Origin of the sequence: Rhodovarius crocodyli, from assembly GCF_004005855.1 — a bacterium.
Taxonomy (GTDB): Bacteria; Pseudomonadota; Alphaproteobacteria; order Acetobacterales; family Acetobacteraceae; genus Rhodovarius; species Rhodovarius crocodyli.
On record NZ_SACL01000009.1, the window covers coordinates 35,946 to 49,665 of the forward strand.

A 13,720-nucleotide genomic window follows, 5' to 3' on the forward strand; every position below is an offset into this window, starting at 1 on the left:
CCCGCAGTCTTGCCGCAGCAGCGCCCAGGGGCAAGTCAGCCCGGGATCATCGCCAGCAGGGTTTCCAGCCGATCGGCCTCCTCGGCGGGCTTGTCGCGGCGGATGCGCGCGATGCGCGGAAAGCGCAGCGCGACGCCCGATTTGTGGCGCCCCGATTTCTGGGCGGCATCGAACTCCACCTCCAGCACCAGGCCGCGCTCCACCTCCCGCACCGGGCCGAAGCGGTTGGTGGTGTGGTCGCGGATCCATTTGTCCAGGAACAGCAGCTCCTGGTCCGTGTAGCCGGAATAGGCCTTGCCGATCGGCACCAGCTCCGGCGCGCCGTCCGGCCCGTCCCGCCACAGGCCGAAGGTGTAGTCGGAATAGAAGGAGCTGCGCTTGCCGTGGCCGCGCTGGGCATACATCAGCACCGCATCCACATTCTGGGTGCCGCGCTTCCACTTCCACCACGGCCCCTTGATGCGCCCGGCCGTATAGGGGCTGTCGAGGCGCTTCAGCATCAGCCCCTCCATGCTGGCCGCGCGCGCCCCCGCGCGCATCTCGGCCAGCTCCTCCCAGGCGGTGAAGGGGATCAGGGGCGAGAGGTCCATGCGGGCGGGCTGCTCGCGCGCCACCCAGGCTTCCAGCCGGGCGCGGCGCTCGGTGAAGGGCAGGGCGCGCAGATCTTCCGTGCCATCGAACAGCAGGTCATAGAGGCGCACGAAGGCCGGATAGTCCCGCTGCATCCTGGGGCCCGGCGCCTTGCGGTTCAGCCGCTGCTGCAGGTCGGAGAAAGGCGCCACCTGGCCATCGCGCATGACCAGCAGCTCACCATCCAGCACGGCGTGGAAGTCCATGGCGGCCAGGATCTCGGGGAAGCTGGCCGAGGCATCCTCGCCGCCGCGCGACCACAGCCGGGCACCGCCGGGGCCTGCCACCAGCTGCACGCGGATGCCGTCCCATTTCCATTCGGCTGCCCAATCGCCGGGATTGAGAGCAGACAGCGCCTCGTCTTCCAGCGGGTGGGCCAGCATCAGCGGGCGGAACACCGGGGTGGCGCCCGGGTCGGGGCGGGGGGCCTTTTCCTCCAGCCAGCGGAAGATCGGCAGATAGGGCGGTGCCACGCCGTGCCAGATCTCCTCGATCTCCTCCACCGGCTGGCCGGACCATTCCGCCAGCGCCACGCGGGCGAGCCGCGCCGAGGCACCGACCCGCAGGCCGCCCGTGATCAGCTTGATCAGCGCGAGGCGCGCGCTGGCTTCGAGCGTGTCCAGCCAGCCCGCTATCAGCTGCGGCAGCTCGTCCTTGGGCGTGCTCTCCAGCGCCTCCACCACCTCGGCCAGGTCGGGGGGCGGCATGTTCACGCCCGGCGGCACCGGCCAGATCAGCGCGATGGTCTCCGCCAGGTCGCCCACATAGTCGTAGCTGAGGGCGAACAGCGCGGGGTCGGTGCGAGCCATCGCCAGGTCCCGCACCAGGGCGGGCTTGGCGGCGCGCAGCTTCAGCTCGCCTGCCAGCGCCGCCAGGCCGATGCCCCGGTCAGGGTCGGGCGCGGTCGCGAACCATTGCCGCAGCAAGGCCAGCTTGCCGAGGCGGGAGGGGGTGAAGGCCAGACGCTCCAGCAGCTCGGCGAAGGCGGGAACACTCATGCCATCAAGATAGGGACGCTTCGGCCCGCGGCGAAGTATGCGCGGCGCGGCCGTGCTAGATTGGCTGCCATGGCCACCACCGCCCGCCTCGCCGAGATCGCAGCCCTGTTGGGTGAACCCGCCCGCGCCGCGATGATGCAGGCGCTGATGGACGGCCGTGCGCTGACGGCGGGTGAGCTGGCCGCCGCCGCCGGCATCACGCCCCAGACCGCCAGCGCCCATCTGGCCCGGCTGACCGAGGCCGGGCTGCTGGCCATGGAGCGCCAGGGGCGGCACCGCTATCACCGGCTGGCCGGGGCGGAGGTGGCGCAGCTGCTGGAATCCCTGATGGCGCTGGCCGCCGGGCCGCGCCCGGTGCGCACCGGTCCGCGCACCGGCCCGCGTGACGACCAGATGCGCCGGGCCCGCACCTGCTACGACCATCTGGCCGGGCGCATGGGCGTGGCGCTGGCCGATGCGCTGGTGGCGCGCGGGCATCTGGAACTGGACCATGACGCGGGCCGGCTGACGGAGGCCGGGGCCGCGCATCTGGCCGCCCTGGGCATTCAGCCCGCGGGCGGCGGGCGCCTGATGTGCCGCCCCTGCCTGGACTGGAGCGAGCGCCGCCCGCATCTGGCGGGCAGGCTGGGGGCCGCGCTGTGCCGGCACTGCCTGGACCAGGGCTGGCTGCGCCGCATTCCCGGCACCCGCGCCGTGGCCGCGACGCCCGAGGGCGCGCGCAGGATGCGTGACGCCTTCGGCCTGGATTGGGCATGATCCCGCCCGACTGGGAGGAAGAACCGTGATCGCCATCATCTTCGAGGTCCAACCCGCGCCCGGGCGCGAGAAGGATTATTTCGCCATCGCGGCCTCCCTGCGGGAGGAACTGGCGACCATCGACGGCTTCATCACCGTCGAGCGGTTCAGCAGCCTGACGACGCCCGGCAAATACCTCTCCCTCTCCTTCTTCCGCGACGAGGCGGCGGTGCAGGAATGGCGCAACCGCCAGGCCCATCGCATCGCGCAGGAGGCCGGGCGCGGCGGCATCTTCGCGGGCTACAGGCTGCGGGTGGCGCAGGTGCTGCGGGACTACGGCATGGATGACCGCGCCGAGGCGCCGCCCGACAGCCGGGCCGCGCATGTGAGCGGGCCTCATCCAGCTTGACCATATTCCACGGAACATTCTGAATGAATGTGCGAAACCACCCTTTCGCGCTGCGGTATCGTGACCATGTGGAACGCCAAGTCATCGCACGGGGGCCATCCTCATGGCACAACGCCACATGCATCTGGGTGCCTTCATGCGCCCGGTCACGATCCACACCGGTTCCTGGCGCTGGCCGGGCGCCTGGGCCGACGCCAACTTCAACTTCCCGCGCCTGAAGACCCTGGTGCAGCGGCTGGAGGCTGCGAAGTTCGACGCCTTCTTCATGGCCGACCACCTGGCGCTGCTGAACATGCCCATCGAGGCCCTGCGCCGCAGCCATACCGTCACGAGCTTCGACCCGCTGACGCTGCTGCCCGCCCTGGCCGCCGTGACGGAGCGCATCGGGCTGATCGCCACGGCGTCCACCACCTATAACGATGCCTATCACGTCGCCCGGAAATTCGCCTCGCTGGACCATATCTCGGGCGGGCGCGCGGGCTGGAACCTGGTGACGACCGCCAACCCCGACGCCGCGCTGAACTTCGGCCATGACGCCCATATGGCCCATGGCGAGCGCTACAAGCGCGCGAAGGAGTTCTACGATGTCGTGACCGGCCTGTGGGACAGCTTCGCCGACGACGCCTTCATCCGCGACCAGGAGAGCGGGATCTTCTGGGACCCCGCGCGCATGCATGTGCTGGACCACCAGGGCGAGGAGCTTTCGGTGCGCGGGCCGCTGAACGTGGCGCGCCCCGTGCAGGGCTGGCCCGTGATCGTGCAGGCGGGGGCCTCGGAGGCCGGGCGGCAGCTGGGCGCGGAGACGGCGGAGATGATCTTCGCCGCCGGCGGCCGCATCGAGGACAGCCGCGCCTTCTATGCCGATGTGAAGGGCAGGGCGGCGGCCCTTGGCCGCAACCCGGACCACATCAAGATCCTGCCCGGCGCCCTGGTGGTGGTGGGCGACACGCTGGGGGAAGCCCGCGCCAAGCGCGCGAAGCTGGACAGCCTGGTGCATTATGAGAGCGCGATCGGCTCCCTCAGCAGCGTGCTGGGGGTGGATGCCCGTGCCTTCGACCCCGACGCGCCGCTGCCCGAGATCCCCGAGACCGAGAACAGCAAGAGCGGGCGCGAGCGCGCGATCCGCCTGGCGGAGCGCGAGGGGCTGACGGTGCGCCAGCTGGCCCAGCGCCTGGGCGGCTATGCCGGCAACGCCTTTGTCGGCACCCCCGCCACCATCGCCGACGAGATGCAGGATTGGCTGGAGAGCCGGGCCTGCGACGGCTTCAACATCATGTTCCCGAACGTGCCCGACGGGCTGGATGAGTTCTGCGGGCGGGTCGTGCCGGAGCTGCAGGCGCGCGGCCTGTTCCGGCGCGAGTATGAGGGCACGACGCTGCGTGAGCACCTGGGCCTGCCCAGGCCGGAGAACCGCTTCTTCGCGTGAATCGAGGCGGTTGACCGGCGTGGAAGCGCTCCGTTACAGCCGAAGGACGATCATCAGCCTTCGCGAGCCGCATGGACCGCTTCCACGAATTCCTGGTGTTCCGCCGCACGGTGGAGACCTCCAACGTCACCCGCGCGGCGGAGCTGCTGCATGTCAGCCAGCCCGCCGTCTCCCGCACGCTGGCCAATCTGGAGGCGCGGCTGGGCGTGGCGCTGCTGCGCCGGGGCAAGCGCGGCATCACGGTGACCGAGGCCGGGCAGGCGCTGTATGGCCAGATCGTGGGCCTGCTGGACGGGCTGGATGAGATGGAGACGGGCGTGTCGGCGCGGCGCGGCCAGCTCTCGGGCAGTATCCGGCTGACCAGCAGCCCGATCATCTTCAACGAGCTGGTGGTGCCGCTGCTGGCGCGTTTCAGCGAGAGCCACCCGGAGGTGGCGGTCGAATGCCTGCTGGGCAGCGAGAACTACGACCTGCCGGCCGCCAATATCGACCTGGCGGTGCGCGGCGGCAGGCCCGGCGGGCAGGAGCTGGTGGCGCGCAAGATCGGGGTGGCGCCGATCGCGCTCTATGCCTCCGATGCCTATCTGGCGCGCCAGGGCGTGCCGCAGGCGCTGGAGGAGCTGGAAGGCCACAGGCTGGTGGGCAGCCTGTTCGAGCGCGACCGCGGCTTCTGGCAGCTGGAATCCGAGACGCGGGAGGGGGTGGCCCTCAGCCTGCCTGTCACGGTGCACCACCGCGCGGATGACCTGCTGGGCTCCATGGCATTGATGCAGGCGGGGCAGGGCATCGGCCTGGCACCCAAATACGGTGCCGCGAAACAGGGGCTGCGCCGGGTGCTGCCGGAATGGCGCGCGGAGGGCCCGCCGATCTTCGTGGTGTGGCCCGCCACGCGCCACATGCCCGCGCGTGTCAGGGCGCTGGCGGACCTGCTGATCGCGGAGCTGCCGCGCCTGGTGCGGGGCTAATCGAAGCCGTAGAGCCGGGCCGGATTGTCCACCAGCACGCGCCGGCGCAGCGCGTCGTCCGGCAGCCAGCCCGTCAACAGGTCGGTCAGCGCGGCGTCGGAGGGCGTCTCGGCCCCGTCGTGGTAGCCCACATGCGGCCAGTCCGTGCCCCAGACCACGCGGTCCGGGTTCGCGGCGATCAGGGCCTTGGCCATGGCATCCGCGCCGCGCAGCTCACCGCCCGTGGTCAGCCGGTCCGCACCCGAGAGCTTGCACCAGTATCGCCCGCCGCGCAGCTTGTCGCACAGCAGACGGAAGGCCGGATGATCCAGCGGCGTGCCCGCCGGCAGCCGCCCCATATGATCCACCACGATGTCGAGCGGCGTGGCCTCCAGCTCCGGCGCCAGCGCCTCCAGGCTCAGCGCGCTGAGCCAGGCCTGCAGATGCCAGCCGCGCTCGGCGATGCGATGGCCGAGCGCGCGCAGCGTCTCGAGCCCCGTTCCGTTCGCATAGGCGGCGCCGCCGCCATGGCCGGTCAGGTTGAGGCGGATGCCACGCACGCCGGCCGCGTGCAGGCGGTCGATCTCGGCATCCGTGGTATCCGGCCCCAGCACCGCCACGCCGCGCAGCCGGTCGGGATAGGCCTCCAGCGCATCGACCAGCGAGCTGTTGTCCGTGCCCAGCACCGAGGCCGTGACCACCACCCCGCGCGACAGGCCCAGGCAGTCCAGATGCGCGATGAAATCCTGCCTCGTCGCGGGCGGCGGGGTGTAGCTGCGATCCGCCGCCAGCGGGAAGCGATCATAGGGGCCGAAAGTGTGGGCGTGGCAGTCCGTGGCGCCCGGCGGCGGCTTGAAGGCCGAGGGACGCAGGGGCTGCGGGCCGGCGCAGGGGCGGGTCATCGGCCGACGAAATTGCCGGGGCGGCGCTCGGCGCTGGCCTTCACGCCTTCGCGGAAATCCTCGGTGTCGCGCAGCTTCAGCTGTTCGGCGCGCTCATGGTCCATCGCCTTGTGCACGCGCTCCGTCAGGCCGCGGCGCATGGTGGCGCGGGTGGCGGCAAGGCCCAGCGGCGCGCATTCCGCGATCTCGGCGGCGAGCGCGATGGCGGCGCTGCGCACTTCCTCCTGCGGCACCAGCTTCTGCGCGAGGCCCATGGCGACCGCTTCCTCGCCGGTGAAGCGGCGGCCGGTGTAGAACATCAGCTGCGCATTCGCCTTGCCCACCGCATCGGGCAGGGTCTCGGTCAGGCCGAAGCCCGGGTGGTAGCCGATGCGGGCGAAATTGGCCGAGAAGCGCGCCTCGGCGCAGGTCACGCGGAAATCGGCGGCCATCGCCACGCCCAGTCCGCCACCGATGGCCGCCCCATGCACCGCGGCCACGATGGGCTTGCCGGCCGCGAAGATGCGCAGGCCGTGGTCATAGATGCTGGGGCCGCGCGAAGGGCCGTTGGAGAAGTTGGCGCCGGCGCAGAAGGCCTTGCCCTTGGCGCCCAGCACCACCGCGCGCAGGCCGGCGTCGCGGTCGAATTCCTCCAGCGTGTCCGCGATGTCGCGGATCAGGTCGTAGTCGAAGAAGTTCAGCGGCGGACGGTTGATCTCGATGATGCCGACCATGCCCTCGCGGGAGATTTCGATGTCCATTGTGACGTTTCCCTAGGAAGTGCGGGTCAGGGGCCTCGCCCCCGACACCCCCGACCAGAGGGCTCTGCCCTCCGGACACCCGCCAAAGGCCGAAAGGCCTTTGGAAACCAATGATTGGCGTTCGACCTTGTAAGTTCGGGGCAAAGCCCCTGAGCCTCACGCCCTCCCGATCACGCCCTGCTTGTCGAGCGCCTCGATCTCGTCCTCGGACATCCCCAGCATGCCGGCCAGCACCTCGCCCGTATGCGCGCCCAGATCCGCCGAGGGCACCGCCCGCGCGCGCTCCGCGCCGTGAAAGATGATGGGGTTGTTGGAGACGACGACGCGGCCGAATTCCGGGTGGTCGATCCATTCCAGGATGCCGCGCTCATGCATGTGCGGGTCGTTGGCGACCTCCACCAGATCCCGCACCGGGGCGGAGGGCACCTTGTGCTTCCGCAGGATTTCCATCGCCTCGTCGCGGCCGAGCTTGCTGGACCAGTCGGTGATCAGCTGGTCGGTCTGTTCCAGGTTGCGGACGCGCGCGGCCTTGCTGTTGAAGTCCGGGTTGGTCAGCAGATCCTGCCGGCCCATGGCGTCCAGCAGCTTGTTCCAGTGGCCTTCCTTGATCGCGATGATCGAGATGTAGCCGTCCCTGGTGGGGTAGACGTTGTAGGGCGCCGTGGCCAATCCGCCATGGCGGTTGCCGGTGCGCGGCGGCACCTGGTTGTTCTCGTAGAGGAAGGAGAGGTTGGAGGCGAAGGCGGGGAATACCGTCTCCTGCATCGAGACCTCGACGAGGCGGCCGACACCGGTGAACTGGCGCTCATACAGCACCGTCATCACGCCGGCATACAGGTGGATGCCGCTGAGGAAATCCACCAGGGCGGGGCCGGCCTTGACCGGCGGGCCGTCGGGGAAGCCCGTGACGCTCATCAGCCCCGAGGCCGCCTGGACCGTCACGTCCATGGCCAGATTGTCGCGGTCCGGGCCCGACAGGCCGTAGCCTGAGCCGGAGGCGTAGACGAGGCGCGGGTTGATCTGGCGCAGCGCCTCATAGCCGATGCCCAGCTTGTCCATCACGCCGGGCGCGAAATTCTCCAGCAGCACATCGGCGTTCTTCACCAGGCCGCGCACGATTTCCTTGCCGGCCTCGGACTTGATGTCGAGCGCGATGCACTTCTTGTGCCCGTTCAGCATGGCGAAGGGCGCGGCGGCGACGGGGCTGATGACGCGGCGCTGGCGCACCGGCTCGCCGCCCAGCGGCTCGATCTTGATGACCGTCGCACCGGCCATGGCCATCAGATAGGTGGCGTAGGGGCCCTGATAGACCTGGCCGAAATCAATGACCGTCACGCCGTCCAGCGGTCGGTTCCTGCGCGTTTCCATCGTCCCTGGTCGTCCTGTTCTTGCGGGCAGGATGCGACAGGGGCCGGAGACGCGCCAGCATCTTTCATGGATGAGATATGTTTTTCACATCCATGAATTAATAGAGCTCGTTCAGATGCACCTCTCCCATCTCATGCGGGAAGAATTTCTCCAGGCCATGGCGCAGCATCTGCACGATGGCGTCCTTGTTCTCGGTCAGCCGCGTGACCGGGCCGCTGACGCCGATGGCGAGCAGCCGGCCATGCCTCCGCTCCGGGATCAGGATGCCGATGACGCCCGCGCCCTCGCGCACCGTGTGCTGCGAAATGACGTATCCGGCCTCACGGATCTTGCCGATGATGGCCATCAGGCTGGCCAGCTCGGCCCTTTCCGCGGCTGTCGTGGCCTCTGAATTGATGCGCCGCACAAGTTCCGCGATGTCCTCGTCGCTGCGCGCGCTCAGGATCAGCCAGCCCAGGCCGGAGCGTGCCAATGGCCGGATGCTGCCCGGCCTGATGTTGACGCCGACCGCACGCGGAGAAGGCACGGTGTGGATGTATTGCAGGTACAGGTCGCTTTGGGTGCCGACGCTGACCGTCTCTCCGGTATTGGCGACGACATAGTCGACGAAGGCCATGATATTGGAGCCGAACATCGAATTCTTGACCCATCCGCCGAGCCCGTGCACGCGCATGGTCGGCATGTAGGTGCGTGTGTAGCGGTCGTAGTCGAGGTAGCCGAGCTGAACCATGCTCTTCAGCACCGCGGCGCCGGAGGAAGGCGGATAGCCGAATTTCCCCGCGATCTCCTTCAGGGTCAGGGGGCGTTCCACCGCGTCGAAATACTCCAGCACCTCGAACACGCGGCGGGCTGTCTTGATGGTCTCTGTGCTCATGGGTGTGTTCATACATGTGAAAAAGATTCTACATGCAAGAAATATCTATGCAGCCTCCAGGCCGGGTGTAACCCTGGCGGCCGAGGAAACGCTGCAAGGAAAACGCCCCATGGGCGACAACGCTGTCATGGCGTCAGGCGACATGCTGTTCGCCGTTCAGGACCACGTCTGCACCATCACCTTCAACCGGCCGGACCGGATGAACGCGTGGACCACCACGATGGAGCAGGAACTGCGCGAGATGCTGGCGCGGGCTTCCGACGACCCGGAGGTGCGCGTCATCGTGCTGACCGGTGCCGGGCGCGGCTTCTGCGCCGGGGCGGACATGAGCCGCCTGACCAAATCGGCCAACGCCCGGCCCGAGGTGGTCGAGCGCGAGATCAAGGGCGACCTCGAACAGCGCTACAGCTACATCATGGCCGTGCCCAAGCCCGTGATCGCGGGCATCAACGGCGCGGTGGCGGGGGTGGGCCTGTGCCTGACCCTGTTCTGTGACCTGCGCTACATGGCCGCGGGTGCCAAGATGACGACCTCCTTCGCGCGGCGCGGGCTGATCGCGGAACACGGCAGCGCCTGGATGCTGCCGCGCCTGATCGGGCCGATGAACGCCGCCGACATCCTGCTCTCGGGCCGCACCGTGCTGGCCGAGGAGGCGGAGCGGATGGGTCTCGTGCGCGTGCTGCCCGCCGAGGATTTCCACGCCCAGATCCAGGCCCGCGCGGCGGAACTCGCGGCGCTGTGCTCGCCGCGCTCCCAGCGCGTCATCAAGCGCCAGCTGAACGCCGCCATCACTTCCGGCCTGGCGGAAGCCACGCGCCTGTCGGAGGACGAGGCGCTGCTGTGCCGCGGCACCGAGGACTACAAGGAAGGCGTCGCCCATTTCGTCGAGAAGCGCGCCCCGCGCTTCACCGGCCGTTGAGGAAGAGCGACATGAAAGCCACCAGACGCGCCCTGATGCTGGCACCCCTGGCCACGCCGGCTTTGGCGCAGCAGCCTTTCCCCAACCGCCCCCTGCGCATCATCGTGCCCTTCGGCCCGGGCGGGTCGGGCGACATCTCGGCCCGCCTCTGCGCGCAGTATATCGAGGCCCAGACCGGGCAGCCCTGCGCGGTGGAGAACCGGCCCGGCGCCAATGGCGTGATCGGCACCATGGCGATCAAGACCGCGCCCGCCGATGGCTACAGCCTGCTGCTCTGCACGACCAGCACCCATGCGGCCAACCCCAGCCTGATGCGCAACCTGCCCTATGACCCGGGCGCGGATTTCGACGTGGTGGGCATGTTCGGCTCCGCCGGCAGCTACTTCCTGGTGCGGCCCGAAACGCCCTGGCGCAGCATTCCGGAGCTGGTCACGGCCGCCAAGGCGCGGCCCGGCGGCTACAGCTTCGGCTATTTCAACACCGCCTCCCGCCTGCCGGCCGAGATCCTGAACAAGGTGGCCGACATCCAGCTGCTGGGCGTGCCGTACCGTGCCGTGGGCACGGCCATGACGGATCTGCTGGCCGGCCGCATCGACCTGGTGGTGCAGGAGACTTCAGCCGCCGACAGCTATCTGCGCAACAACCAGGTGCGCGCGCTGGCCATCACCCGCGCCCAGCGCTGGGACAAGCACCCGGACCTTCCCTCGGTCGCGGAGTTCTACCCCGATGTCGCGCTGCCCGGGCTGCTGGGCATCGCGGTGCCCAAGGGAACACCCGCGCCCGTGATGCAGCGGTTGAACGAGCTGTGCGTCGGCGCGCTGAACTCCAGCCCCATGCGGGAAAGGCTGGAGGAATTCGGCCACACCATCGGCCGCTGGAACCTGGAGGAATGCGCGACCTATGTGCGCGACCTCCGCGAACGCTTCGCCCGCTATGTGGCGATGGCCGGCATCGAACCGGAGTGAGGATCACCATGCATCGCCGCCATGCCCTGTCCCTGCCTTTCCTCGCGCTCGCCGCCCCTGTGGCCGCGCCCGCCCGTGCCGCCGAATGGCCCGAGCGCGCGATCCGTGTGGTGGTCCCCTATGCCCCGGGTGGCAATGCCGACATCGTGGGGCGTCTGCTGTGCCAGCACCTGTCGGATCGGCTCGGCCAGCAGGCGGTGGTGGAAAACCGCAGCGGCGCGGCCGGCAATCTGGGGGCGGCCGCCGTCGCGAAGGCGCGGCCCGACGGCTACACGCTGCTGGTCGCACCCAACGGGCCGCTCGCGCTCAATTCCCTGGTCATGGCGCGCATGCCCTATGACCCGGCGACCGAGCTGCTGCCGATCGGCATGATCTCCCGCGTGGCCATGTGCGTGGTCGTCTCGGCCCAGCTGCCCATCCGCAATGTGCAGGAGCTGATCGCCTATGACCGCGCGCATCCGGGCGAACTGACGGCGGGATCCGCGGGAACCGGTTCCTCGAACCACATCGCGCTCGAGATGTTCAACGCGAAGGCCGGCACCCGGCTGACGCATGTGCCCTATCGCGGCTCCGCCCCCGCCATCACGGACCTGCTGGGCGGGCGGCTGCCGGTCTACTTCGACCAGCTGACCACCGCCATCCCGCTGCTGCGGGAGGGGCAGGCGCGCATCCTGGCCGTGACCACCAAGGAACGCTCGCCGCTGTTGCCCGCCGTTCCGACGCTGGCCGAGTCCGGCCTCGATGACTACGAGATCTTCACCTACCTCGCGCTGGTCGCACCCACCGGCACGCCGGCCGAGGTGGTCGGGCGGCTTGCGCGGGAATTGTCCGCGGTGCTGGACCTGCCGGCCATGAAGGCCAAGATCGAGGAGATGGGCGGGGAGACCGCCGATGCCACGCTGCGCACGCCGGGCGGCTGTGCCGCCTTCCTGCGTGCGGACCGTGAGCGGGCGAACGCCATCGCCGCGCGGGCCGGCCTTCGGCCCGAGTAATTCGCGGCCGCGCGCCGCCCCCTTTTTCCATTCCCGATGAAAGCTGTGCATGAAAGCCATCATGCACAGCCCAGGCTTGTGCGCGGGCTGTCAGAATCCTGCTTGCCGTTTGTGACCATTTGGTCAACAGTTTGCCCAGAGGCCGGTGCGAGGCCTTCCGCATCGGGGCGGAAGGCAGCTGCATTGCGCCCGGCCGGAAGGGGCACGCGCATGTTTCGTCGTCAGTTGATGGGATCGGTTCCGGCCATCGGCGGTCTCGCCTCGGGCCTTGTCGCGCCGGCCGCGGTGCGCGCGCAGCAGGGGCGGGGCAACACGCTGGTCGTCGTCACGACGCCCGAGCCCACGGTGCTGACCAACGCCATCAACTCGGCCCCCTCGGTCGCCGAGCTCGGCACCAAGATCTATGACGGGCTGCTGGAATACGACATGGGCATGCAGCCCATCCCGTCGCTGGCGGAAAGCTGGGAGGTCTCGGCCGACGGCAAGTCCGTCACCTTCAAGCTGCGCCAGGGCGTGACCTGGCATGACGGCCAGCCCTTCACCAGTGCCGACGTCGCCTTCTCCCTGCTCGAGGTCATCAAGAAGTTCCACCCGCGCGGCCCGGGCAACCTCGGCCCGCTGGAGGCGGTGGACACGCCGGACGCGCACACCGCCATCCTGCGCCTGGCCCACCCCTATCCGCCGATGATGAAGGGGCTTTCCAGCATGGAATGCCCGATCGTCGCCAAGCACCTGTATGAAGGCACGGATATCCGCAACAACCCGGCGAACAACCGGCCTGTCGGCACCGGCCCGTTCAGGTTCGCCGAGTGGAACCGCGGTTCCTCCATCGTGCTGGAGAAGAACCCGAACTACTGGCGTCCGGGCCGGCCCCACCTGGACCGGCTGATCTTCCGTTTCATCAATGACCCCGCGACGCGCGCGGCCGCGCTGGAGAGCGGGGAGGTGGATGTCGCCTTCTTCGGCACCATCAACCCGGCCGAGATGCGCCGCCTCGCGGGGCTGCCCAGCATCGAGATCGCGCGCGGCGGCTATGAGGCGCTGGCGCCGGTGATGCTGCTGGAGCTGAACACCCGCAAGGCGCCGCTGGACGACAAGCGCGTGCGCCAGGCGCTGGCCTATGCCATCGACCGCAAGTTCATCGTGGACAACATCTGGTACGGCTTCGGCAAGCCGGCGGTGGGGCCGATCTCCTCGGTCTACGCGCCCTCGGGCCTCTATACCGACGATGTGCTGCGCTATGACGTGCCGGACCGCGTGGCGCGCGCCAATGCGCTGCTGGACCAGGCGGGGCTGCGCCGGGGTGCCGGCGGCATCCGCTTCGAGATCACGCAGGATGTCGGCCCCTATGGCGACGATTACCGCCGCATGGGTGAGTACATGCGCCAGGCCTACAACCGCATCGGCGTGCGGCTGAACCTGCGCACGGTGGACCAGGCGACCTATGTGCGCCGGGTCTATGGCGAGTACGACTTCGACATGACCTCGGGCTGGTATGTCGGCATGGGCGACCCCACGCTCGGCGTGCAGCGCCAGTATGTGACCAGCAACATCCGCCAGGGCATCCCGTTCAACAACGTGGCCCGCTATTCCGACCCGGAGAACGACCGCCTCTGGGCCGAGGCCGCGACCGAGACCGACCCCGCCAAGCGCGGGCAGATATTCCAGGCCATCCAGCGCAAGCTGGTGGAGGACAGCCCCATCATCTGGATCATGGAGATGGAGCTGGTCGCGCTGCAGAACAAGCGCGTGAAGAACCTGATCACCACGGCACTCGGCGTGCGCGGCGGTCTGTACGAAACCAAGCTGGAAGGCTGA

13 protein-coding genes are annotated in these 13,720 nt (G+C 69.2%); 8 read left to right on the forward strand and 5 right to left on the reverse strand.

Features of this window, described 5'->3' with window-relative positions; translation table 11 throughout:
* Positions 1-35 precede the first annotated feature (35 nt).
* A complete protein-coding gene (locus EOD42_RS20555; protein WP_127789464.1) occupies positions 36-1,628 on the reverse strand; it encodes a cisplatin damage response ATP-dependent DNA ligase in 1,593 nt (530 codons plus the stop codon).
* 69 nt (positions 1,629-1,697) lie between these two features.
* On the opposite strand from EOD42_RS20555, the gene EOD42_RS20560 reads away from it, so the two are divergent.
* The 4 genes from EOD42_RS20560 to EOD42_RS20575 all read left to right on the forward strand — a co-directional run bounded on the left by EOD42_RS20560 (position 1,698) and on the right by EOD42_RS20575 (position 5,163).
* Complete coding sequence (locus tag EOD42_RS20560; protein WP_127789465.1) at positions 1,698-2,384, forward strand: ArsR/SmtB family transcription factor; 687 nt, start codon at positions 1,698-1,700, stop codon at positions 2,382-2,384.
* 25 nt (positions 2,385-2,409) lie between these two features.
* Positions 2,410-2,772 carry an antibiotic biosynthesis monooxygenase family protein gene (locus tag EOD42_RS20565; RefSeq protein ID WP_127789466.1) on the forward strand — a complete coding sequence of 121 codons (363 nt, stop codon included), beginning with the start codon at positions 2,410-2,412 and terminating at the stop codon, positions 2,770-2,772.
* 103 nt (positions 2,773-2,875) lie between these two features.
* Entirely contained in the window at positions 2,876-4,198 is a 1,323-nt protein-coding gene (locus EOD42_RS20570) for an LLM class flavin-dependent oxidoreductase (RefSeq protein WP_127789467.1), read from the forward strand.
* A gap of 71 nt (positions 4,199-4,269) precedes the next feature.
* On the forward strand, positions 4,270-5,163 hold the full coding sequence (locus tag EOD42_RS20575) for a LysR family transcriptional regulator (RefSeq protein WP_127789468.1): 894 nt from the start codon (positions 4,270-4,272) through the stop codon (positions 5,161-5,163).
* Here EOD42_RS20575 and EOD42_RS20580 read toward each other — a convergent pair.
* From EOD42_RS20580 to EOD42_RS20595, 4 genes are all read right to left on the reverse strand, one after another.
* Positions 5,160-6,044, reverse strand: coding sequence for an amidohydrolase family protein (locus EOD42_RS20580; RefSeq protein ID WP_127789469.1), 885 nt, complete (start codon positions 6,042-6,044; stop codon positions 5,160-5,162). The genes EOD42_RS20575 and EOD42_RS20580 overlap by 4 nt on opposite strands.
* Complete coding sequence (locus EOD42_RS20585) at positions 6,041-6,784, reverse strand: enoyl-CoA hydratase/isomerase family protein (protein WP_127789470.1); 744 nt, start codon at positions 6,782-6,784, stop codon at positions 6,041-6,043. Before EOD42_RS20585 ends, EOD42_RS20580 begins: the two co-directional genes overlap by 4 nt.
* Before the next feature lie 156 nt (positions 6,785-6,940).
* Entirely contained in the window at positions 6,941-8,152 is a 1,212-nt protein-coding gene (locus EOD42_RS20590) for a CaiB/BaiF CoA transferase family protein (protein ID WP_127789471.1), read from the reverse strand.
* Positions 8,153-8,249: 97 nt separating this feature from the next.
* The gene (locus EOD42_RS20595; protein ID WP_127789472.1) at positions 8,250-9,026 is read right to left on the reverse strand and encodes an IclR family transcriptional regulator; all 777 of its coding nucleotides are present in this window, start codon (positions 9,024-9,026) and stop codon (positions 8,250-8,252) included.
* Positions 9,027-9,135: 109 nt separating this feature from the next.
* On the opposite strand from EOD42_RS20595, the gene EOD42_RS20600 reads away from it, so the two are divergent.
* The 4 genes from EOD42_RS20600 (at position 9,136) to EOD42_RS20615 (ending at position 13,720) form a co-directional block, all read left to right on the forward strand.
* Positions 9,136-9,945, forward strand: coding sequence for an enoyl-CoA hydratase-related protein (locus EOD42_RS20600; RefSeq protein ID WP_240655235.1), 810 nt, complete (start codon positions 9,136-9,138; stop codon positions 9,943-9,945).
* An 11-nt stretch (positions 9,946-9,956) separates the two neighbouring features.
* The gene (locus tag EOD42_RS20605) at positions 9,957-10,910 is read left to right on the forward strand and encodes a Bug family tripartite tricarboxylate transporter substrate binding protein (protein ID WP_127789473.1); all 954 of its coding nucleotides are present in this window, start codon (positions 9,957-9,959) and stop codon (positions 10,908-10,910) included.
* 8 nt (positions 10,911-10,918) lie between these two features.
* Positions 10,919-11,902, forward strand: a complete 984-nt coding sequence (locus EOD42_RS20610) for a Bug family tripartite tricarboxylate transporter substrate binding protein (protein WP_164868042.1) — start codon at positions 10,919-10,921, stop codon at positions 11,900-11,902.
* Positions 11,903-12,130: 228 nt separating this feature from the next.
* On the forward strand, positions 12,131-13,720 hold the full coding sequence (locus EOD42_RS20615; protein WP_164868043.1) for an ABC transporter substrate-binding protein: 1,590 nt from the start codon (positions 12,131-12,133) through the stop codon (positions 13,718-13,720).

What these genes read in the sequence shown, in the direction of transcription:
- EOD42_RS20555 (WP_127789464.1), bottom strand. Translation starts at nt 1,628, where the DNA reads ATGAGTGTTCCCGCCTTCGCCGAGCTGCTGGAGCGTCTGGCCTTCACC.
- EOD42_RS20560 (WP_127789465.1), top strand. Translation starts at nt 1,698, where the DNA reads ATGGCCACCACCGCCCGCCTCGCCGAGATCGCAGCCCTGTTGGGTGAA.
- EOD42_RS20570 (WP_127789467.1), top strand. Translation starts at nt 2,876, where the DNA reads ATGGCACAACGCCACATGCATCTGGGTGCCTTCATGCGCCCGGTCACG.
- EOD42_RS20575 (WP_127789468.1), top strand. Translation starts at nt 4,270, where the DNA reads ATGGACCGCTTCCACGAATTCCTGGTGTTCCGCCGCACGGTGGAGACC.
- EOD42_RS20580 (WP_127789469.1), bottom strand. Translation starts at nt 6,044, where the DNA reads ATGACCCGCCCCTGCGCCGGCCCGCAGCCCCTGCGTCCCTCGGCCTTC.
- EOD42_RS20585 (WP_127789470.1), bottom strand. Translation starts at nt 6,784, where the DNA reads ATGGACATCGAAATCTCCCGCGAGGGCATGGTCGGCATCATCGAGATC.
- EOD42_RS20590 (WP_127789471.1), bottom strand. Translation starts at nt 8,152, where the DNA reads ATGGAAACGCGCAGGAACCGACCGCTGGACGGCGTGACGGTCATTGAT.
- EOD42_RS20595 (WP_127789472.1), bottom strand. Translation starts at nt 9,026, where the DNA reads ATGAGCACAGAGACCATCAAGACAGCCCGCCGCGTGTTCGAGGTGCTG.
- EOD42_RS20600 (WP_240655235.1), top strand. Translation starts at nt 9,136, where the DNA reads ATGGGCGACAACGCTGTCATGGCGTCAGGCGACATGCTGTTCGCCGTT.
- EOD42_RS20605 (WP_127789473.1), top strand. Translation starts at nt 9,957, where the DNA reads ATGAAAGCCACCAGACGCGCCCTGATGCTGGCACCCCTGGCCACGCCG.
- EOD42_RS20610 (WP_164868042.1), top strand. Translation starts at nt 10,919, where the DNA reads ATGCATCGCCGCCATGCCCTGTCCCTGCCTTTCCTCGCGCTCGCCGCC.
- EOD42_RS20615 (WP_164868043.1), top strand. Translation starts at nt 12,131, where the DNA reads ATGGGATCGGTTCCGGCCATCGGCGGTCTCGCCTCGGGCCTTGTCGCG.